This window comes from Legionella quinlivanii, assembly GCF_900461555.1.
Classification (GTDB): Bacteria; Pseudomonadota; Gammaproteobacteria; order Legionellales; family Legionellaceae; genus Legionella_C; species Legionella_C quinlivanii.
Map to the genome: position 1 here is coordinate 3,059,333 of NZ_UGOX01000001.1, position 23,831 is coordinate 3,083,163.

Sequence of the window (23,831 nt, forward strand, 5' to 3'; positions counted from 1 at the left end):
TTGCGAGTATTTTTTCCATATTGACTCCCTTTAATCCACTACACTAAGTATAAACATAATCTTCGCTGCCGCCAGAATGACTTCTCTGCTTAAGAAGATAGACGCGCCACTAAAGCCGTCTTTGTGAGCGGACGTTATTGCGCAAATGAAAACATCTGTGCAAAAACCAGTCTTTGCGAGCATCAGCGAAGCAATCCAGTCCATAGGCCTGCTCAAAGATCGATCTTGCTTCACTTCGTTCGCAAAGACGACAAATGTTCTATTTTGCAACAACGCCTTTCGCGGGGATGACAAAATTCAGTGATTTGATAGCAGTGCTTCTTTCTACTGAATGCTGCGCATAAACATAAATTATTGAGCTTAAGTTTTACTTAAGGTATCAATCAGTAAATTCAGCTAAAATTAACATTATTTATTTAGAAATTAATCAAAATGTTGGATTTCAATCAATTAAATCTTGAAAAAATCGGCGAAAAAACTGGCGGCAAAAACAAAGTCGGCGGGTTTTATCGAAACACAGAAACCGGTGAAGAATATTTTATTAAACAACCAGATGATAAAGCCGAGTTATTGACTGAATTACTTGCAGGTTTAATTTTGCAAGAGTTTATAAAGCGCGGCCTGGTTGACAAACTACACGCATCCTCCCTGATTTGTGCCGATGTGGTTCAAATGCCTGACGGCAGTTATGCACTTATCCAACCCAAAGTTGACTTTGAACTCCTCTATAAAATAATTAACACCGGCTATCGCGATGGTTCAGACCGTGATCCCAAAATTGAAGCAACAGACGGTCCTGCTTACTACATGTCACTTCTGAATACCAGTAATTCGTTTGGACTATCAACCACTCTCATGCTCTCAATGCTGCTTGGCGATTACAGTGTGCATAGCGGCAATATGGTGCGCATGACGAAAAACATCGATGGACAGGTCTGCTATCAATATGGAAAAATTGACTGGGGCGCTGCATTTCGTAATTATGGAAAAAAAGAAAATACGGATTTCATTATTTATGGCTATGAATCCATAGGAGCTTTTAATCTCAAGGGGATAACCAAAGCCTATTTCTTAAATTATCGATATAATCCTGGCCTGTTCGAGACAATGGCGGAGAGAGCAAGGCAATTAAACGCCAGACTGCCCCCGGAGCTTCTCATTGATATTATTCATACCGCACTGAATGAAATGCCTGCTGATTTATTGAAGACTAAAAAGCCAGGGCAGCCAGTTTCTAATGATTCACCAGCCATTGACTCCCCGATCCAGCAGGAACTTCCGGATTCAGGAGAACAGAAAACGCTTGCCACCCTGGCGAAGGATACCAGTATCAACAGCTTCAAGACGCTTCGCCTGGGTGATAAGGAGAGTACAAGGGAACTGGCACAGGAGATGGCTGCAATTATGGGCGGCCGTCTGGATAAAATGGAAACCTTAAAAACACCTGAGGATACTTATAAGGACAAAGCCCGAAAATTGTTTCTGACTGCACCAGATAACAGCATGCATACCAGCATCTATTTTCCACAAAAGCCCGATCCATCCGTCTGGGAAGAACCCTTTCCGATTCTCGTTAAAGAGTTCATAAAATGGACCTGTAAAGATGAATTTGGACAGATTAATATTTCAGCGATTGTACATCAGCTAAATAACTACATCGACTTTTGGGCGCAGCAAGGTGAGCTTTTTAATCTCTGGGGCAATAAGGGCCAAAATCAGAATATATTCACCCCTTTTGCACCAGAAATTAAGACAGAAGCTCTGCGTGGGCATGCCTTTCTTCCTCAATACCGTGAGGCGACTTTACTGCGGCGAATGGCCTATAGCTATCTGCACGTTGACGAAGCCCATCCGCTAGGCGTATTTATAACACACCGTATTGCTCTTTACGAAGGAGCGATAGAAGGCTATGTAAAAACCCATCAAAACTCTTATTGGGTTTTATGTCAGAATGCCATTACTGAGGCCCAGTCTATCGTCAATGCGTTACAAGTATTGCAAAAGTTACAATCATCTCCTGATGCACCGTCTCTTAACGAAGAGCATCTTAAAGAATTTAAAGAAGCTGTCAGCAAGTTTTTGTACCATAATAAGAAACTGGAAGAGAGCTTCCAGCAGTTAGTTCCGCAAAAAACAGACAGCGAAAAGTACAGCAGCGAGTTTTTTTATCCATTTAATGAAGATGAGTTAAAGGCTTTGTCTGAGGATCAGCTGGCCACTATCTGTCTTGAGGAATTAAACGCCAGAAAAGTGAGTTCTTTACTCACTCGAATTGCAAGTAATGATGAACTCTATTTGAAAGTACAAGCTGCTCTTTCAAAAGATGTATTTACCAAGAGAGTGGATTTTCCAGCTGGCAAAACCGCCGAATTAGCAAAATTTTATCTATTTATTAATATCTACAAGCAATTCAATGTTGCTGAAACCTATCTTCAAAAACAGGAAGAACGGCTGCGAATGGCCGAACAACTTAAAAAACTGGACAATAATTTGCAGGAAGAAGCCCAATCATTGCTTCAGGAAGCAGATGACCGGCTGCTGGCTCTGCATCAACTGGAAGTCGATTATGAACAGGCTTTGGAAGCATTCCAGAGCGATATCAGTCTAAGCACACTGGAATTGTTAAAATCTCATTATGAAATGCTGCCTTCTGATGTTAAGAAAAGCAAAGAGCAAAGTCTGGAAATAGCAGAGAAGTCACTGGAACAATTGCAACTGGAAACGGCCTATCTTTTATCACTCGAAAAGTATGAGCAGACTTCCACAAGCGAGCACTTTGAACTGTTGAAAACACAATATGAGAGATTAAAGGAACCTCAACAAGTTAGACATCAGGCGAGTTATCAAAGAGCTTTAGAGAAAAATGATACTCAAATCCGAATTGCTGATTATCAACGCAAGCTATCGGAATTTGATCAAAATAATACCTTAACTAATCTCAGTGCGCTGGACGCCGCTTTTCAAGCCTTGCCTGCCGAGCATAAACCCTTTTTTCAAAATAATTATGATAAAGCCGTTAAGTTTATGAACTTTAAAGAGCTTTATGATGAGATTTCAGGGGATGAGGTCAGCGTTCAGCGGTTTCTCGAAATTTCTGACCAGCTTCTTAAGAAATATGCCAGCATGGACAATGAGAAAAAAGAATTGTATCAGGGAGAGTATGAAACGCTTCTGGAAAAAGCCAAACATTATCAAATATTACTCGCTAAGCAGGTAGTATCTGAAGAAACCAGCGTGAAGGAAATCAATCCTGTGTTGAAAAAAGTATTCTCCAACACAGCCCTGGAGGGTTCTCAGATCGAATTGAAACTGTTCAAGCAACAGCTGCTGACGGACAAGCAATTATGGAATGCAGTGAAGACATCAACCGTCACGCTAAACCCTGAAATTGTGACCGATTTATTAACCTTGAAGAAGTTTCATGACGAGAGAGTGTTAAAAAATCATAAGAATAAATATGGCAATGAATATACCGATTCTCTCCATCGATTTTATGCACAAACACTTGAAACCCGTCTGTCTAATCGGCCAATTAATGAGCAGGCAGAGGCCATGAAAAAAGCAGCCAAAAAAGAATTTCAGCCCCGCCATTCCACCAGGCGTTTCATTGCAGATTTAGCCATGGTTTTAACTACTTTTTTTGGCGGTGTTTTTGTGGGCTTGGGGCGTAAAATCTCGGGCAGGTCGTATTTTTTCAGCTCAGCGGAAGTAAAAACGACCCGCGAGCAGGATTTTGATTCCCTATTGAATAAAGAGCAAAAGAAAACTGACGAAGAGTCTGCGGAAACCCTGTTTAAAAGACCCTTTAGCGGTGAATAATCAATAATAATTCAACCAGTCACCTCTGTCGCGTGGACCTGTGGCAGATGCTCAGTCAAACTGACAATGTGTACATACACCGATTGCTCTTGCGCATTGGTCAATTTGAATAATTGCTCATTACTGGCTAAATTGGGATCATTAATCTGAGTCACATGATTGCTTTCGAGACTAACGCTGTCGAAATTCATGCTGGTGGCTGATTGTTTGCCATCAGCCACAATTTTTAACACATTAACATCTTCTCCCGTACTTAGTTCAAATACGAGTTGATTATTTTGAATCAATTGATGAACTGCTTCAAAGTCCAATTGCAGGTTGTTGTTCCCTTGCCCAGTCATATCAATTATTTCCCAATTGGACTGGAAGTGCTCCTTAATTTCTGAAGCACTCAAGCCCATATTCATTTGGTCAAATTGTATGGTGTCAGTTCCCGAAGTGCCGGACATAATCCCCAAATGGCTGAGGTCATCAGTCACATGCACCACTTCATTGCCTGCACTCAAACTAGAGAAATCCTGAGCCGCCATGAGGCCGCTGAAACCCAGATCTTCTATGCTCACATTATAGTTAATCTGGCTATGCCCAATCGCTCCGCCATCATCGATAACTGCAAAATGAATGGAGCGCGTGCCGGCGCTGCTTTCAGATGCTACCGGCACAAACGTTATCGCCTGAAGTAATAATTCAAATACATCGACAGGTACTGCCCCGGAATGCCCTGAAAAAAGCAGATGATAAGGGTTTCCGTCGTTGATCTGGCTGATGTCAATCTGATAATTTTGGTTCTGATAGTTAATAATTATGCTGTTTGTTCCAATGGTTATACCGGGTAGCGTTCCATTAAACTGTAACTGATCGCCCGCCAGAAATCCGCTGGTAGTGATTTCAACACTGGTAATACCTGAACTGTCAATATCGGTCAGGGTATTAATACCCGAGGCGGTGGTGGTTGTTAACTGGTTGATGTTGCTGCCAATATTCACACTAAACACTAAATCATTGTAATCACTGTCGCCAGTTCCAAATAAGTCTTCAAAGCCAATGAGCAGAAGTCCGGCATAATCAGCCATATTGCCGGTGTTATTAAAACTGATGCCGCCAATCGCATGGGCGTCATTACTTACACCAGCATCAGCATTAAGGCTTTTATCATGGGAGAAGAAGACATCACCACTCACTACAACACCATTGATTTTTACCTGGCCATTTTCAATGGTTACATCATTATTCAGAGCTGCCAGACTGGAATAGTTTCCTTGAATTAAATTGGCATTAAAGGCCAGAGCAGAACCATTGGCAATTACAAAAAAACCAATCCCCTGACCCGGCTGAATCCCCTCCGTAATCGTATAGGAAGCGGATTGAGCAATACCAAAACGGATATTCTGAAGCGAACTTCCATCAGGGGTATCCGTTGCCAGCCACATAAATCCCACTTTATCCGAAATAATTTGCCCATTACTATCATAAATATAATAACCCACCATGTTGTTATTAGCAGATCCTTCGGTGATAAAATTGACTGTTACCTGAACAGGCGTATTAATGATAGTATTGGACAAATCCACTCCATACTGGGGAACAGTAATCGTTTGTCCCCCGCTGCCGCTTAGCTTCTGGGACAGGAGATACTGGGCCGCCTGTAAATCTGTCAACTGCAATCCCTGTGCGTCCCGGAAAAAATCGATCGTCTGATTTGTAACACTCAGTACAGGGGGTGAATCCACAGCATTGAATGGAGAAGTATCTTGTACACTTAAAGCATTGCCATTATTGTCCTGGCCAAATACCCGCAATGTTAAAACACCATCGGCAAGCCCTGAGGCATTCAACTGACTAATATGAAACATTCCATTCCCATCAACCACCGTCATCCCAGAAATCTGATTTCCATTGACATCGCGAAGAGTAAAATTAACAACACCTGAAGCAAAATCAATCGCCTGTCCGCTTATATCAATAAGAGGAGAATAATTAGTGGTCACCAAATCAGCAGTCAGTGAGCTGGCAATTGCATCGAGGCTGGCAGTCTGAGTTGCAATCAAAGGATCGCCATTATTGTCAGTTCCTGTAACCTGCACGGAAATATTGCCATCAGTCAAAGAGGAAACATCCAGTTGATTGATTTGAAAGGAGCCGTCACTGTTAACGGTTGCATTCGTAACTACCTGATGACCGTGGCTGTCACTAACGATAACCGCCAGTACCGTTCCCGGGTAAATATCAGTGGACTGACCGCTGATGTCCACCAACGGGGAGTGATTATAAGTCACCAGTTGAGTACTTAGCGCACTGGCCAGAGCATCCAATTCAGTGGGAATGTTAAAATTCCTACTGAAACCATTATTATCGGTACCTGCAACTTCCAGAATAATATTGCCATCTATTAAGGAAGAGAGATCCAGCTGGTTAATCTGATAGCTTCCATCATTGCTAACCACCGCAGTTGTCGATACCTGATTACCGTGACTGTCTGTAATGGTCACAGTGATAACACTGCCTGGGTAGATATCCACAGTCTGGCCGCTGATATCTACAAAAGGAGAATGCAGCACCGTACTAATTTGTGCATCGACAGAACCTTCCAGCGCATCCAACACAACCGGAACATTTGCATTGCGCGTGAACCCATTATTATCAATTCCCACAACTTCCAGGACAATATTGCCGTCTATTAGTGAGGATACATCCAGTTGGTTGAGCTGATAAGTTCCATCGCTGTTAACCACCGCAGTAGTCGATACCTGGTTTCCATGGCTATCGCTAAGGGTTACGGTGACGGCATTACCCGGATAGATATCCACTGTCTGGCCGCTGATATCTACGAAAGGAGAATGCAGGGCAGTGGTGATTTGAGTATTGACTGAACCTTCCAGCGCATCCAGTTCAGCTGCAGCATTTGCATTTCGCCCGGTATCATTATTGTCGACCCCGCTGACGGTGATCACCATATCACCATCAATTAAAGACGACGCATCAAACTGACTAAGTACAAAGCGGCCGTCGCTGCCGACAGTCGCTGTAGTATGAATCTGATTGCCGTGACTATCGGTAATGATCACATTAATAATGCTTCCTGCAGGAATATCCCTCGTCAGCCCATTGATATCAATTAATGGCGAATGAGTAATCGTGCTCACCTGTGCACTGATTGAGCCGGCAATAGCATCAAATACAGCCTGAGCAACCGCCTTTACTGTATAGCCATTGTTATCAACACCGGAGATAGAAACTGTAAGCTTGCCATCCGTAAGGGAGGCGCCATTGATATTCGACAGACTGAAACTGCCATCCGGATTTATGACAACATTCGCATTGACTACTTGCCCATGTTTATCCGTTATCACCGCATTTAAAATTCGGCCTGGCAAAATATCTGCAGAGGTGCCTCCAATTGCCATAGCGCTCTGATTTTGTTGGGTAATCAGATTAATTTTAAGCGCCCCCTGCACCGCATCAAGCACTAACTGATCACTGGCACTAACCACTTGATTCAGCTCATCGACCACCGTAGCATTGATGTGCAATACGCCATCAATTAAACCGGATAGATTGATGCCATTTAAACTGTAACCTCCCACAGCATTAACAGGGATAACTGAACGCACTGAATTTCCCTGGCTATCGGTAATCGTCACGATAACCGTTGAACCGGGCGCTATATTAACCGTCCTGCCAGTAAGATTCATTGAATAACCGCTGCCAGAACTTCGCACGGCCAATTGCCCGTCAACTGATAATTGACCTGGCGAGTGCGGCTCATAAATAATCACATCGGGCGTTTTTGGATTATAGGGCTGTGGTTGAATGAACTCCGAGTGTTCAGACTCTCGTGTCTGCTCATTACTCGTGGTAGCTGTGTTTGTTGGGGTTTCGACTGATTTGCCGCGCGGTTTATACTCAGCGAGAGCCCCCTCCTGGAAATGATCGCCTAAAGAAACCAGCACCGACTGAGTTGAAAAATCATTGCTGTCGCCCATGAGTTCCAATCGGCTTACCAGCGTTTTAAAAAGTTCGAGGAGAAAGGAAAAATTAAAAAAGCCATAGGAGGCGTCTTCGCCTTCAGCCGAAGGAAACCAGTCATCCCAGGTTTTATAAGCGACATAGCTGGTCACTGAGGACGCAATGGCAACAGCGAGGAGGGCCAGATAATACTGGTTGCTTCGATTATATCCCATGTTGTTCATCTGATTCAGATCATACAGGGATATTAATTGATATAATTGCGGCGAATTGGATTCTATCGCATCAAATAACACGCTGGTTAATTTAAAGCGAAACCCATTCATCAGCTTTAATAACTGATGATCATTCGTTTCTATTACAAGGCTTCCTAGCGACGTATCAATTATATCATTTTCAATTATTATAAAATTTTCATTGACAACCAGCTCGTTCATGCTTCTGTAAATTTGAACAACTCCATCTGTCTGATATACGCGAAGAATGCGAGTGGAATTATTTGCATCCATTAAAACCCCCCAACGTATTACTTAAGTATACATACGTGAGTAATTATTGCACAGGAGAAAACGCTAAGGATGTGTAAATTTATTGAGCAGAGTTGTATCCTGTTTAGAGCCCCTGATCGGGAGGCTCTAATACGAGGAAAGTGTTAAGCAGTTAGAAATAAACCCCGATTTGGGCTATCACTGAATCGGCGGATTGTCCCGTACCCACGGTGTTGGAATTCAATAAGCCGGGAGCTGTAGCCCCATTGGCGAAATCGGTAACAGGAAAGTCTGTATCATGACGGTATTCAAGACTTTCCACTGTGTCTTTCCACAAAGAAATATTAAAGACCCCGGCAATACGACGTTTCGGTAAATTAAGCGCAAGCGTTTGCTGAGACCACTGGTAACCCAGAGCGAAAGAAGCCGGTTTATCAAAAGCCATGAATGTGACCGCACCCTCAAGCTGAGCGCCTTGGGGTTTTGCGCCATATCCATTAAAGCTCAGATCCTGAGTACGAAAGGCCTTGCTTGCTCCTACCCATTCAGCGGTTAAACTGTAGCGATCAAAGCTGATATTTCCATGAATATTCAAGCCTTGTCTTTTTGCGACTGCTTCATTTCCATTGGTCGGCGAAGCAAAACCGCCAAAAGTGGTTAAGGGTGCCGAGCCGGTGCTCTGAAGTCCTTGCGCATCATTAATAGAGCCTATCAGCCCGCCGCCAATTTCGCCAGATGCGTCGCCGTGTTTAAATATATAACCCAGATTAACTCCCCCTACTGCAGAATGCCCCAGAGTCGTATCCGACTTGTAACCATAAACCGCTGCAAATGGACCCGTATCAGTCTGTGACTTGTATCCCAAAATGAACGGTCTGGTTTTCGTGCGCGTAATCGATTGGGTAATCGGGGAACTAATCATTGAACTGGAGTAGCGTCCGAAAGGTGCATAGAGCTGCCCTGCCGTAAAATAAAATGGACTTTCATCCAGATTACCAATGTTCACAAACCCAAGATTAAGGCCAAAGGCAGAATTCGCCAGGCGCTGGCCTCCTACATCAGGAGGACTCTCATCATAAGCAATACCGATAAATGCCTCAACATAACTATTCAAGGCCGCTGCCACGTCTAACTCACTCGATCCAAGCGTCAAATCACCACTTGATTGTCCCACATAGGGTTGACTGAAGCTGGCAACTGGTTCGGCCTTTCCGCTTAATGCAATGATTGGAATATGGGGAATTGGGTAACCGATATTTTTGTATGCATCATAGAGTCGCCGACGTTGCTGCATTAAGCGAATGTCTCGATTAATACTTGAAATATTCACAATATAATCAGAACCATCAAATGCCGGGCGATCGCCTAGATAGGGAGAAGTTACAACTGGTGTTCCTGCAATATAAGTAACCACCTGGTTATCAGCAAGGAGTGCTGTTGGGTAAAATCCAATAGACTCCGGGTGGCCTTCGGGAGTATGCACAGTGATATTGGCATTGTGAAAAACACGCGTGCCTTTTTGGGTCGTCGTCACTGGTTTTACCGCTGGTGTGCCTGCCGTCTGTGGGCGTTTAGTTTCTGTCTTCCGCGCGATGGGAGCTGGCGCTGTTTTCCTGCGATTTGTCTTTTTAGGCGCAACTCTTTTAACCGTGCTCTTATTAGCTGATGATTGAGCGACTAACTGCTTTTGTAACTGGCTTAATTGATTTTGCAACTCTTGAGTCTGGCGTTGTAATTGCAGAATTTGTTGTTGGAGCTGCTCGTTATCGGCTGCAATAACCGGGGCTGTGACTGCGGCCAGGGCAAGGATTAAAGCTTTGTGTTTCACGGGTACTCCTGACTATTCTTTTTTTCTTCCACATAAAGGCGTGGTCGATTATAGCCTGCCGAACCCGGACTGACTAGAATAATTGCACATTATTTATCTTGATCAACGAGATTTTTTAAGCTGCGGAATCTGAGATCTATTTCTTTCATTGCATAGAAACAATTGGGAAATAGATCTCCATATTCACTTAATTGATGTAGTGAACTTTAACTTTATGTCAGTTGCTTAGCCTACCCATTTAAGACCCAGGTATGGACCATACAGACCGAAATCACTATAGGCTACAACGCGTGTACAGCATTGGAATTCCACGTCTTGCAGGGCATTGAAATAATTAAGTACATGATAACCGCCTTGAATATTCAATACACCCTGAGCTACTGGATACGCGTAGTTCGCACCCAACTTGGCTTCAAAACTTGGAACGATACTGTGTTTTGAACCATAATCATTCAGAGCAACCAAGCCGACATTGTACACATCTGCGCGGTTAATTCTTGAAGTTCCATACAGAATAGAACCTGCAGTATTTGCAGTGATACTAAAGCTCGGAGATAAGTCATAAGAGTAATCGATGCCGATAACCGGACCCACTCCATTGAAATCTGTATTATTAAATGTTCGGATACCAAAGGTAGCTGCCTGAACAGTTAATGGAAGATTGTAGTAATTAGTCGCATCAACCTGAATATCAGCATACTGTAAACCGCCATAAAAACGAGCGTTCTTAAGCAAACCAAAATCTACATGCTGCCCCATAACCACATTGACCTGATCAAAGCGATTATCAACATACTGACGGTAAGTACCTGGAATAAAAGTTTGAGTTGTAGCAACATAGAACGGACCAAAATACGGACCGAGTTTACTGTCAGCATCATAATGCATCCAGGTTGCAGTAATATCATTGCCAGTGCGGAAATGATACGAACCCTCTAATCGATAACCCCAACCCCAGTCAGGATCGACGTCATTATAATACGTAGAGGAAAGATTGGACAGTAAAGTACCACCCAGTCTATAACCACGGCTAGCACTGTAAATAGGTTGCAGGTAAAGCGCCTGTATTCCCAAATCCCATTGTTTTGCTTCACAAGGAACAGTCACATCGCCCGGTGTGCAAGTAGGCGCAGGGGGCTCAGAGTACATTCCTGCAGCAGCCATGCTGCTTACAGTCAAGCCTAATACAGCCAAAGTCATTTTTTTCAACATATTCACTCCATTCTGTAAAAAAAAGCCCATCACTAGTGATGGGCTTTACTAAAGCTGTACTACGATTATACGTTACCGACCCATTTCAGACCAACGTAAGGACCGTGCAGAGCAAAGTCGCTTTCGCTAACAGTTGGGAAACCAGCTGCTGGGTAACCAACGTGGTTAACGTTGAAGTAGTTGACCCACATCCAACCAGCATCCAGAGTCAGATCACCTTGAGCCATAGCGTAAGTGTATTTAGCACCCAGTTTAGCTTCTAACTCAGGAACCATAGAAGTTTTGGAACCGTGAGCATAGCCCAGGCTTGAAGCAACCAGATTGTTGCTGAAATCGCTGTCACCAACCAGAATTGCAGTAGCACCGTTTGCATAGATTGCAAATCCGTTACCCCAGTCGTAAGACATGTCAGCACCAACACGAGGACCGAAACCGTTGAATTTAGTTTCGAAACGAGTGTTCTGGATGTTGTAGTTGTACCAAGGACGCAGTCTCAGATCATGTTCGATGCGAGCGTATTGAACACCACCGTGGAAACGGATGTTTTTGAACTCACCGAAATCAACGTGTTGACCGAATTCGACGTTAACCGCATCCCATTTAGGTTCCCAGCTCAGGTGGTAAGGAACGTTGCCTTCCAGGAAGTAGTCGTAAGTGTTAACACTGCGATCGTCATCATTATCCCAATGGTACCAGTTTACAGTCAGGTCGTTTCCAGTGCTGAAGTGGTAAGAACCTTCGATTTTGAAGCCCCAATCGAAATCAGGCTCATTTTCATTGAAACGGTAGTTGCCAGTGAAAGGATCAACATAAGCACCGTGGTAACCAAAGTCGCCATTGTAAACAGGCTCAAGATAAAGAGCTGATACGCCGAAGTCCCAAGCTGTTCTTTCGCAAGGAACTGTAACATTACCAGGGGTACATACAGGACCCATGGTTCCAGCAAATACTGCACTGCTACCTAAAGCAAGAACAGCTACCGCTGTTTTTTTCAAATTTAACATGCTTCATCTCCACTTTTTTATTATTAATTTCCCGTTTTGCTGTCAAACCATTGAAGGTTGACGACAGTACGCAATCATCGCTCTAACCGAGAACGTACATGGGCAAATTATCAAGCGCCAATTTGGCAAAGTCAACAGTATTTCATCTAATTTTCAATATAATTTTTAAAAACTGATAAGCAAACCTTACTAATTGATTTCAAAATAATCATCATAAGCAACTTATCATCAACTTTATAATTTCAGGCCTGTAGAACAAAATACAAGCAATTGCGCGAAGACAGGTCGAATTGATTATTTCTTCAACATCCATGAAAGGGTTAATTATGCTCAAAATGGTCAAGTGAAGACAAGCGTTTCATTGCTTGTTAATCGGGTATATATTTTTGCTTTGTATGAAGGAAAGAAGAGTTAAATTAATCACGAATAAATACTTATTTTACCAGTTTAACGACAACCCGCCGGTTAGCCGCTTGACCTGCTTCTGTGTCATTAGTCTCTGCTGGTCTGGTTGCTCCATACCAGGTCACTGTCATCTCACTCTTTTCAATACCTTTACTGGAAAGATAGCGGCTCACTGCCTCGGCTCTGTCTTCTGAAACTGCATTATTATAGGATTTCCGTCCTGTGCTGTCGGCGTAACCCGCAATAGCAATTTTTTTAACCTGCGCATCCGCGCGAAAATACTCGACTATTTTGTCCAGCTGACTCTTCGCGGCATCACTTAGCTCGGAGTTATCCGTGTTGAACAGGATAATCGTTACTGCAACACTTTGATAGGTATAATCCAGCAGATTACCCAGACATTTCTGGTATTTCGCAAACGGCTCCTGAAATTTCACAGGTGATAAAATAACTGATACAGCAAAACCTTCTTCTGAATGGTATTGAAATTTGGTTATAAATCCGCGAGATAAATAAGTTAAGGCTTTTAGTGCTGGTTCTCTATTTAAAAATACACCATACTTGCCTGGATTAATTGACGTTTTGGATATAAAGAAGATCGGCCCATTGGGTTTCCACATCGGAGGCCCCGCATAAAATGCCGCTGGCAGCCTTTTTTCAACCTGCTCCCATTTAGTCATAATGAAATGAGGTGATTTGGCTGCATATTGTTCAAAATAGGCGACACCAAAATTTGGAATTGTCAGTGATAAACCACAGCGTAAGCGGCTACCAGTCATTTTCCAGTTTTCTGTCCCCAGCGGGCTTACATACTCGACATGCAGCGGCGCGGCATATGAGACGGCATAGGTCACATTCAGCACAGACAATATAAGCGGTAAAAAAAGGCGTCCTGGTGTCATTTTTTGCTCATCCACATCACGAAAGCATGTTATTCTCCTATATCGGCAATTTTCAGAGAATCTTTATCTTGAAAACTATCACCATTACCAAGCCAGATGACTGGCATGTCCATTTTAGAGACGGCATCTTGTTAAAAGACACCGTCAATGCGACAGCAAGACACTTTGCACGCGCATTGGTAATGCCTAACTTAAAACCTGCGCTGATCACTGTTGAGGCAATAATAGCCTATCGTCAGCGTATTCTGGATGTATTGCCCGTAAACAGTAAATTTAAACCCTTAATGACTTTGTATCTCAATGAAGCTGTGTCGCCGGAAACCTTGCAACAGGCAGCAAAATACGATTATATTCTTGGAGCCAAACTATATCCTGCAGGAGCTACTACTAACTCCGAGCAAGGTGCACGATCAATTAATGCTTTATATCCATTGCTGGAAATTATGCAAAATTATGATCTGGTGCTGCAAATTCATGGCGAGACCGTTGAAGGCGATATTTTCGAGCGCGAAGAAAATTTTATTGACAGTTACCTGCGCCCCATTTTACAGAACTTTCCCAGGTTACGAGTGGTTCTGGAGCATATATCTACGCGAAAGGCTGTTGAGTTTGTTAAAAATGGACCTGAAACCCTGGCAGCAACGATTACCCCTCATCATTTACTGTATAATCGTAACCAGCTTCTCGCCGGCGGCCTGAAGCCGCATTATTATTGCCTTCCAATTTTAAAACATGAGCACGATCAGCTGGCCCTGCAAGAAGCTGCCTTAAGCGGTAATCCCAGATTTTTTGCAGGAACCGATAGTGCTCCGCATGCGGTTCAGCATAAAGAATCCGCTTGCGGCTGTGCAGGAGTATACTCAGCCCCTTTTGCGGTAGCGTTTTATACTAAACTTTTTGATGAGAGAAACAAACTTTCTTTGCTTAATGGATTTTTAGCTCAGCATGGTTCTGCTTTCTATCGCTTAACTCCCAACGTCGACCAATTGCAGCTTGTTAAAAAACCGCAGTCGATTCCCGGGTTTTTAACCTTTGGCCAGGATAAAATTGTACCTATGGCCGCAGGCGAATTACTGTCATGGAGTATTGATGACTAAATTTTTAGAAACATATGGCAATCAGTTAAAAGAGCGTTTCAGGGGTTTTTTACCCGTTATTGTCGATTTGGAAACTGCAGGCATAAATCCTAAAACTAATGCCCTGTTAGAAGCCTGTGTTGTACTTATTAATCGCGATGAGCAGGGAAATTATTATCGGGAATCTACTCATTTTGAACATGTTATACCCTTTGAAGGTTCTGTTCTGGATCAGAAGTCGCTGGAATTCATTCAGGTGGATCCGTTTCAGCCATTACGTTTTGCTATTGAGGAAAAAGAAGCGCTCGAAAACCTGTTTAAACCGATTCAAAAGGCATTGAAGAGAAATCACTGTCAGAGAGCTGTGCTGGTAGGCCATAATGCCTGGTTTGATCTTTTATTTATGAAAGAAGCGGCTGAGCGCACCAAGGTAAAATTACCCTTTCATGCATTCACCTGTTTTGATACCGCCACCTTATCCGGACTTTTCTATGGTCAAACTGTGTTGGCAAAAGCAGTCAGGGCCGCGGGGATTGAGTTTAATACTCAGGAAGCACATTCCGCGATTTATGATGCTGAAAAAACAGCAGAGCTGTTTTGCAAAATGCTAAACACCTGGCATGGTTTTTTTAAATAAGTAGATTTGTGGACACTGCCATTAGTTAAGCTCAATTGTATTAAACCCTCATCCCCGCAAGGCGGGGATCCAGTCTCTGACTTAGATATAATATCAACTGAGAAATAGATTCTCGCCTTCGTGGAAAGGCGTTGTTGCGCAAATGAAAACAGGTGTGTAGAAGTCCGTCTTTACGAGCGTAGCGAAGCCATTGTAACCCTGCTCAAAGCTTGATCTGGATTGCTTCACTTCGTTCGCAAAGACGACAGTTTAGTTTGCTTGGTCTATCCACGCAACAATGACTTCACGGGATGACAATATACCTTAAGATGCAGGTTTTACTCTTCTTCCCCACTACGATCTTGGCCTGCATCAGCTGTTTCAGTTTCAGCTGACTCATTGCTTTCGCTCTCTGCTTTCGGGGCTTCAGGCTTGTCCTTCCACTCCAGTTTAATTCGTCCTTGTTTGTCAATTCCAGCTACCAGCACTTCAATCTCCTGGCCTTCACTGAGAACAGACTCCACTTTCTGAGAGCGATCACTGCAGATCTGAGAAATATGCAGTAAACCATCTTTACCAGGCAGAAGGTTAATGAATGCACCAAAATCAACTATCTTGCTTACTTTACCGCGATATATCTGGCCTACTTCAACTTCAGCAACCAGCGCTTTAATTTGACGCTGTGCTTCTTCCAATGCCAGTGCATCAGGAGAAAATAACTGGATAACACCTGTATCATCGATGTCGATAGAAACACCAGTATTTTCTATCAATCCTTTAATTGTAGAACCGCCTTTACCGATGACTGTCCGAATTTTATCTTCCGCAACTTTCATGGTGGTAATGCGAGGAGCATGTTGCGATAGCTCATCACGGTGCTCAGACAATGCATTATTCATCACACCTAAAATATGAAGCCGTCCAGCTTTCGCCTGCTCCAGTGCCTGCTCCATAATCTCCTTGGTGATACCAGTAATCTTGATATCCATTTGCAGAGCAGTGACCCCTTGATCAGTTCCAGCCACTTTGAAATCCATATCACCCAGATGATCTTCGTCGCCGAGTATATCAGTCAATACAGCAAAGCGCTCGCCTTCTTTAATTAATCCCATTGCCACCCCGGCAACAGGCGCTTTCAAGGGAACTCCGGCATCCATTAATGCCAGACTGGTACCGCAGACGGTCGCCATTGAGCTTGAGCCATTCGACTCGGTAATGTCAGAAACGACTCGCAGGACATAGGGAAATTCACTGGCTGTTGGCAATACAGCGATAAGACTGCGCTTTGCCAAACGACCATGTCCAATTTCACGACGTTTGGGACTACCAACCATCCCCACTTCTCCAACAGAATAGGGAGGAAAATTATAGTGGAGCATAAAGCGATCTTTTGATTCGCCGGTCAGGCTGTCCAAAATCTGGGCATCACGCTCATTTCCCAAAGTTGCCGCTACAATGGCCTGAGTTTCACCGCGGGTAAATAATACCGAACCATGAGCTCTTTCCAGGAATTTAGTACGAATAGAGATAGGTCTTACGGTGTGCTGATCACGTCCATCAATACGAGGCTCGCCATCCAGAATACGGTTACGGACAATTTCTTTTTCTAGAGAGTTCATTATGTCACTGATTTCTGCAGGCATAATTTCCTGGGTTTCACCGCACATATTTTCAATCAGTTGAACTCTGATCTCATCCAGGCGTTGATAACGTTGCTGCTTGTCTTTGAGTAAATAAGCTTCTGTAATGCTTCCTCTGGCGAACTCGCTGACACGTTGTACCAGTTCCTCATTGGCCGGTTTCATTGTCCAGTTCCAAGGGGTTTTATTCACTTCTTTCGCCAATTCCTTGATACCCTGAATAACGGATTGCATCATTTCATGGCCATAAAGCACAGCACCCAGCATGATTTCTTCGGACAATTCTTTAGCTTCGGACTCTACCATCAATATGGCGTCCTGCGTTCCAGCAACTACCAGATCCAATTCAGATTGCTGCAAGGTTTTGTAGCCAGGGTTCAAAAGATAAATGCCATCTTTATAACCAACTCTTGCGGCACCGATTGGTCCTTGAAATGGTAAGCCAGAGACAGCTAACGCAGCAGAAGCACCAATCATGGAAATTATATCTGCTGGGACTTCCGGATTTAAAGATAAAACGGTGGCAATGACTTGCACTTCATTAGAAAAGCCTTCAGGGAATAAAGGACGTAATGGCCTGTCCATTAAACGTGAGGTCAGCGTCTCATGTTCGCTGGGCCGCCCTTCCCTTTTGTTAAAACCGCCAGGAATTTTACCAGCGGCATAGCTTTTTTCCTGGTAATTAACTGTTAATGGAAAGAAATTGTTCCCATCAGCGCCTTCTTTTTTAGCTACAACAGCTACCAATACCTGGGTACCTGCCATACTGGCTAATATGGCGCCATCCGCTTGTCTCGCGATCTCACCGGTTTCCAAAACCAGGCGATGCTCACCAAAGCGTATTTCTTTTATAATTTTGGACACGTAATTTACCTCGTTTAATTATTATAAAAAAAAGGCGCAGAACACTGCGCCTTTCATTAGTCAAATATGTCAAGAGCTTCTGGCATTAAATGAAATCCTGAATCAATAAGAATCTCTTAGTCCCAAACTCTGAATTAGTGTTTGATAACGACCTGAGTCATTATCTTTTAAATATTTAAGAAGCTTTCTTCTTTTGTTAACTAAAGCTTGCAAACCACGTTTTGAATGGAAATCTTTACGGTTCACTTTGAAGTGTTCAGTTAAATATTTGATACGTCCAGTAATAAGGGAGACTTGAACCTCGGGAGATCCGGTGTCATTGTCAGCTCGCTTGAACTGGTTGATGATTTCTACTTTTTGTTCGCTGCTTAGCGACATTGTTCACTCCTGGATATAAGCTAAGTGTGTGGTATTAAAGGCGAGCATTTTACCAAGACCACAACAAATAAACAAGTATTGGATAATGCATTGCTATACTTTAGTCAAAAAGTTATTCAAAAACAACTCTTTTTGCAAAATTTCCACTATATTTTCCTGGAGCGAATCAATCCGATTGCAACTCCAGCCTATTAATTAAAAGGACAGCAACCGTCTGACCAGCAAGTCTCCATTCTCAGTAATTTCACCAATTCCGGAAAAACTGCTTTGATTATAGAGACGTAGCAGACCTGGACGTGCATAGTTTGTTAATTGGATTATTTTACCCTGCCGCAAGCTTTGCAACTGGTTATCTTCTAACTCAACCGCAGGTAAATGCGCAATCGCATCATCCATAGGCAATAGAAGCTTTTTCAAGTCATCATGTACGGACAACTGCTCGAATGTATACATCGGCTCATGCTTAAATCCTGCAGTATGCAGTCGATGCAATTGGGTCATATGCGCATAATAGCCGAGCCTCTCGCCAATATCCTCAATGAGAGAACGAATATAAGTTCCTTTACTGCAACTGACCTCGATAACGAAATCCTGGCCATCAAAGTACTTCAATTCAATATGATAGATATTAATAATTCGTTTTTTTCGCTCCAGGGTCTTACCTTCCCGCGCATACTTATACAGAGGCTTACCCTGGTGCTTAAGGGCGGAATACATCGGGGGGGTCTGTTCAATGGCTCCGGTAAATGCCATGATCACTGAATGCATCTCGGCTTCACTAATCGCTGGTAAATCAGAAACCTGGGCCACGATGTTTCCGGTTGAATCACCGCTGTCGGTTTTGATACCTAATCGGCCTGTTGCCTGGTAGGTTTTATCGGCGTCCAGTAAGTATTGGCAAACCTTGGTTGCCTCGCCAAAACATAAAGGCAGCATACCAGTAGCCAGAGGATCAAGACTGCCAGTATGACCTGCTTTACTGGCATTAAGCAGTCGTTTAGCTTTTTGTAATACTGCATTAGAAGACAATCCCTGTGGTTTATTCAACAGCAAAATACCATTAACTGGCAGGGAATCACGCGTCTTCATCAGGCTCCGCAGGGTTAACATCATCAATCAGCTTACTCAAACGACGGCCATACTCAATGGATTCATCATAGATAAAATGCAATTGAGGAGCTATGCGCAACTTTACAGAACGTGCTAATGCGGTTCTTAAATAACTTGAAGCAGCATTCAAAATCTCGGCTGTCATTTTTACATCATGATTCAGTACCGTGAAATATACTTTTGCATGGCTCAAATCAGGAGATACTTTTACAGCCGAGATTGTCACAAAAGAAGGCAGTCGAGGATCTCTAACTTCCTGCTGTATCAATTGTGACAGCTCCCGTTGCAGCATTTCCGCAACCCGATCTACTCGCTTAAAATTACTCATAAATCTCGTTTTATCTCAATCGTTTCAAAAACTTCAATCAAATCACCGGGCTTAACGTCATTATAGTTTTTAACCCCAATACCGCACTCAAATCCTTGACGCACTTCCAGAACATCATCTTTAAAGCGGCGTAGCGATTCGAGAGTACCCTCATAAATAACTACATTATTGCGCAGCACACGTATTGGATTGTTACGTTTCACCGTACCTTCGATGACCATACAACCAGCAATTGCGCCTAACTTGGGAGAGCGGAATACGTCGCGAACCTCAGCGATACCTACAATTTCTTCTTTAAACTGCGGCGCTAACATACCCGTTAATGCACCCTTCACCTGATCTACAATGTCATAAATAACACTGTAATAATTCAAGGACACACCCTCCTGCTCGGCAAGGCGTTTTGCACCAGTATCTGCACGAACGTTAAAACCAATCAGGATCGCACTGGAAGCTATCGCCAAATGAACATCAGATTCAGTGATTCCTCCAACACCATTCGCAATAATCTCTACTTTTACTTCATCAGTTGAAAGTTTGACTAGCGCATCAGCGATTGCTTCGACAGAACCTTGAACATCTGCTTTAAGCACCACGTTAAGCACTTTAGCTTCAGTGGTCGTCATATTTTCAAAAATGCCTTCAAGTGAGGATTTCTGACGTCTAGCCAGTTTAACATCGCGGAATTTACCCTGACGGAACAAGGCAACCTCACGGGCTCTTTTCTCATCGGGAACCACGACAGCTTCATCCCCTGCATGAGGTATGGCCGATAATCCCAATACTTCCACAGGAATTGAAGGTCCGGCAGTGTCAACCAATGACCCATTATCGCTAACTAAAGCTCTTACCCGGCCATATTGGAAACCAGCCAGTAAAATATCACCTTTATGGAGGGTACCGCTCTGGACGAGGACAGTCGCTACAGGACCACGGCCTTTATCGAGACGGGATTCAATTACCACCCCTTTGGCAGCACCATCAGTTGGTGCAGTCAATTCAAGTACCTCGGACTGTAGCAGAATTGCATCGAGTAGTTCATCGACGCCAGTTCCTGCTTTTGCCGAAATCTTCACAAACATGTTATCGCCGCCCCATGCTTCAGGGATTACATCATAAGCAGATAACTCATTCATAACCCGCTCAGGATCCGCATCAGGCTTATCCATTTTATTTACTGCGACAATGATAGGTACACTGGCCGCTTTCGCATGCTGTACCGCTTCAATAGTCTGTGGTTTAACACCGTCATCCGCTGCGACAATTAACACAACGATATCAGTAACCTGGGCACCGCGTGCTCGCATGGCAGTAAACGCCGCATGACCTGGTGTGTCAAGAAACGTAATCTCGCCTTTTTCTGTAGCCACGTGGTATGCACCGATATGCTGTGTAATACCTCCCGCTTCACCCGCTGCAACTTTGGTACGGCGAATATAATCCAGCAGCGATGTTTTTCCATGATCGACGTGCCCCATGATGGTTACAACCGGTGCACGCTCAACACTATGGCTTCCTTTAGAAAGGGCATCACCAAGATTCTGCTCAATCGCATCCTCTTTCAGCAGATGGGCTTTATGTCCCATTTCCTCGACTACAATCAGTGCAGTATCCTGATCAATAACCTGGTTGATAGTCGCCATTGCTCCAAGCCCCATCATGACTTTGATAACTTCGGCGACTTTTACTGACATTCGCTTGGCCAGCTCACCCACCGTAATTGTTTCAGGAATAGCAACTTCCCTGACGACCGGTGCAGTAGGCATAGCAAATCCATGGGTTAAAGCTTCTTCAGCCTCCCGGTATTTATCCGATTTTTCATTTGGTTTTCGTTTTTTCGATTTGCCGCGTTTGAATCGGACACCAGCATCGTCATCATCACGATCAGACATCTGCTGGTATTTAGGCTTCTTTTTACCGCGCTTGTAATCGCTTTTATCGCCTTCCATTTCCTCTTTGTCCATATGGCGCTTTTTAGGTGCCTTCTCCGATTTCTCATCGGTAGTTCTTGGAGTAAAGGGTTTTTGGACAGGCTCGGCAGCAGGCGTTTCAGCAACAGTGCTGGCAGCTTCCTCAATTTTCGGAATAATGGCTTCTTTCTCATCCTGGGTCTCAGAAACCACTCCAGACTCATCTGTCTCTGCCACTTCAGCAACAATGGGAGATTCTTCGCTGCTGACAGACTCAACCGACTCCTCCAGAACAACCGGAGGTTCTATAACCTCTACCTCTTGCTCCACAGGCTCAATCAACGCAGTGGCCGTTTCTACTTCGACTTCAGGTTCCTGCTCCAGAGTAGAGCGCTTCACATAAATGTGTTTTTTTCTAAATTCAACATTGACAGTCTTTCCACTGTGAATATCATGTCCCACAGTGACCTTGGTGAGACTTTTTCTTTTGAGCGTAATCCGCTCGGGACTGGCCCGCAGCTCGCCACGACTACTGGTTTTCAAGTGATTGAGTAAAATCCGCTTCTGATCTTCATTTACAGTTTGAGTACCATCAGTAAACGATAGCCCCGCTTCCTGCAACTGGTTTAACAGGCTCTCAACCGGGATACCCACGACCTGAGCTAATTGTATAACCGTTACATCCGCCATATTTATGATCCTCTTTTGGCAACTTCAATCAAATTGCTTTGTTCTAAATATCATTTCGTAACATTGGTCAAGCGTCCTGCAGACGCTTAACCTGTCTTGCCCCAGGTGTGCAATTTAGCTAAACCAGGGTTCACGTGCTTTCATTATTAAGGCAGCCGCTTTTTTCTCGGTCATACCTTCAATTTCCAGAAGCTCATCAACAGATTGCTCTGCCAAATCCTCCATAGTGACAATCCCTTTTTTGTTTAGGGCATCCGCAATTTCAGCAGTCATACCTTCCATTTCGAGTAAGGAATTATCATTTTCATTCTCTAAATCCTGGCCTGAAGAGAGTGCTTGAGCAAGTAGTGTGTCATTCGCTCGGTTTCTTAATTCATCAACGATTTCTTCATCAAACTCTTCGATTCCCATCAACTCTTCTTTGGGCACGTAAGCAATCTCTTCAAGGGAAGAGAAGCCATTAGCGACAAGCAGAGCTGCAATTTCTTCATCAATATCCAGTGCAGAAGTAAACAGGTTTACAATTTTAGATGATTCTTCCTGTGTTTTTGCATTAAAGTCATCAACTGTCATCACGTTCAATGTCCAGCCGGTTAATTGGCTGGCCAGTCTTACGTTCTGGCCATTGCGTCCAATTGCCTGTGATAACTGCTCTTTCTGAACAGCCAAATCCATCGTATGACTGTCTTCATCTACAATGATGGAAGTAATATCGGCAGGAGCCATGGCATTGATAACTAATTGTGCCGGATTATCATCCCATAAAATGATATCAACGCGCTCGCCGCCCAATTCGCTAGATACGGCCTGAACGCGAGCCCCTCTCATACCGACACAGGCACCTACAGGATCAATACGGCCATCGTTAGTTTTTACTGCAATTTTAGCACGAATTCCTGGTTCTCGGGCAGCAGCCTTTACTTCGATAACATTCTCGCCAATTTCAGGCACTTCGATGCGGAATAATTCAATCAGCATTTCATTGCGAATGCGGCTGACAAACAATTGAGGGCCGCGTGATTGCGGTGTAATTTCATAAAGGTATGCGCGAACCCTGTCGTTGGGTCTGAACATCTCATTAGGAAGCATTTCCTGACGCGGCATAAACGCTTCCGCTTTGCCGCCCAGGTCAATAATAATATTATCTCTGGTTACTTTTTTAACGGTCCCATAAACCAACTGCCCCTGCTTGGCACGGAACTGTTCAACAATTTGTTGCCGCTCTGCTTCCCGGACTTTTTGCATGATGACCTGCCGCGCCGTTTGAGCAGCAATGCGCCCGAACTCAATAGAAGGCATGGGTTCTTCAATTTTATCACCGATTTCAATGGCGGGTGAACGCTCTCGGGCTGCTGACAGGGTGATTTCAGCCGCTGGATTAATAATCTCGTCATCCGCAACAACTTCCCAATAGCGGTAGGTCTCATATTCACCAGTTTTAGGGTCAAGCTTAACGCGAACGCCCATGTCATGCCCTGACAATTTTCGAGTGGCTGATTCAAGAGCTGCCTGAATGGCTAACAACACGACATCTTTTGTCACCCCTTTTTCATTGGACAATGCCTCTGCTACTAATAACAATTCTTTACTCATGC

General features: G+C 43.8%; 14 protein-coding genes. 3 read left to right on the plus strand and 11 right to left on the minus strand.

Annotated elements, in window-relative coordinates; genetic code table 11:
- The first annotated feature begins 432 nt into the window (after window positions 1-432).
- Window positions 433-3,819, plus strand: a complete 3,387-nt coding sequence (locus tag DYH61_RS13120) for a LepB GTPase-activating domain-containing protein (protein WP_058507259.1) — start codon at window positions 433-435, stop codon at window positions 3,817-3,819.
- A gap of 11 nt (window positions 3,820-3,830) precedes the next feature.
- Here the strand turns inward: DYH61_RS13120 and DYH61_RS13125 are convergent, their stop codons facing one another.
- From DYH61_RS13125 to DYH61_RS13145, 5 genes are all read right to left on the minus strand, one after another.
- Window positions 3,831-8,294, minus strand: a complete 4,464-nt coding sequence (locus DYH61_RS13125) for a beta strand repeat-containing protein (RefSeq protein WP_058507258.1) — start codon at window positions 8,292-8,294, stop codon at window positions 3,831-3,833.
- A 151-nt stretch (window positions 8,295-8,445) separates the two neighbouring features.
- Window positions 8,446-10,101, minus strand: a complete 1,656-nt coding sequence (locus tag DYH61_RS13130; protein ID WP_058507257.1) for an LbtU family siderophore porin — start codon at window positions 10,099-10,101, stop codon at window positions 8,446-8,448.
- Between the two features lie 225 nt (window positions 10,102-10,326).
- A complete protein-coding gene (locus tag DYH61_RS13135; protein ID WP_058507256.1) occupies window positions 10,327-11,313 on the minus strand; it encodes an Lpg1974 family pore-forming outer membrane protein in 987 nt (328 codons plus the stop codon).
- Window positions 11,314-11,378: 65 nt separating this feature from the next.
- Window positions 11,379-12,317 (minus strand): Lpg1974 family pore-forming outer membrane protein, encoded by a 939-nt coding sequence (locus DYH61_RS13140; protein WP_058507255.1) that lies wholly within the window; start codon window positions 12,315-12,317, stop codon window positions 11,379-11,381.
- Window positions 12,318-12,751: 434 nt separating this feature from the next.
- A complete protein-coding gene (locus DYH61_RS13145) occupies window positions 12,752-13,624 on the minus strand; it encodes a flagellar protein MotY (protein ID WP_058507327.1) in 873 nt (290 codons plus the stop codon).
- 68 nt (window positions 13,625-13,692) lie between these two features.
- On the opposite strand from DYH61_RS13145, the gene pyrC reads away from it, so the two are divergent.
- Window positions 13,693-14,721, plus strand: coding sequence for a dihydroorotase (pyrC, locus tag DYH61_RS13150; protein WP_164480535.1), 1,029 nt, complete (start codon window positions 13,693-13,695; stop codon window positions 14,719-14,721).
- On the plus strand, window positions 14,714-15,337 hold the full coding sequence (rnt, locus tag DYH61_RS13155) for a ribonuclease T (protein WP_058507254.1): 624 nt from the start codon (window positions 14,714-14,716) through the stop codon (window positions 15,335-15,337). Before pyrC ends, rnt begins: the two co-directional genes overlap by 8 nt.
- Before the next feature lie 317 nt (window positions 15,338-15,654).
- On the opposite strand, the gene pnp is transcribed toward rnt, so the two are convergent.
- From pnp to nusA, 6 genes are all read right to left on the minus strand, one after another.
- Window positions 15,655-17,820, minus strand: a complete 2,166-nt coding sequence (pnp, locus tag DYH61_RS13160) for a polyribonucleotide nucleotidyltransferase (protein WP_058507253.1) — start codon at window positions 17,818-17,820, stop codon at window positions 15,655-15,657.
- Window positions 17,821-17,922: 102 nt separating this feature from the next.
- Complete coding sequence (gene rpsO, locus DYH61_RS13165) at window positions 17,923-18,198, minus strand: 30S ribosomal protein S15 (protein WP_058507252.1); 276 nt, start codon at window positions 18,196-18,198, stop codon at window positions 17,923-17,925.
- Window positions 18,199-18,393: 195 nt separating this feature from the next.
- The gene (truB, locus tag DYH61_RS13170; protein WP_058507251.1) at window positions 18,394-19,287 is read right to left on the minus strand and encodes a tRNA pseudouridine(55) synthase TruB; all 894 of its coding nucleotides are present in this window, start codon (window positions 19,285-19,287) and stop codon (window positions 18,394-18,396) included.
- Window positions 19,274-19,636: a 30S ribosome-binding factor RbfA gene (rbfA, locus tag DYH61_RS13175; protein WP_058507250.1), complete on the minus strand. Its 363-nt coding sequence runs from the start codon at window positions 19,634-19,636 to the stop codon at window positions 19,274-19,276. Before rbfA ends, truB begins: the two co-directional genes overlap by 14 nt.
- Entirely contained in the window at window positions 19,633-22,236 is a 2,604-nt protein-coding gene (gene infB, locus DYH61_RS13180; protein WP_058507249.1) for a translation initiation factor IF-2, read from the minus strand. The genes rbfA and infB overlap by 4 nt, the downstream gene beginning before the upstream one ends.
- A gap of 114 nt (window positions 22,237-22,350) precedes the next feature.
- Complete coding sequence (nusA, locus tag DYH61_RS13185; protein ID WP_058507248.1) at window positions 22,351-23,829, minus strand: transcription termination factor NusA; 1,479 nt, start codon at window positions 23,827-23,829, stop codon at window positions 22,351-22,353.
- Window positions 23,830-23,831: the final 2 nt, after the last annotated feature.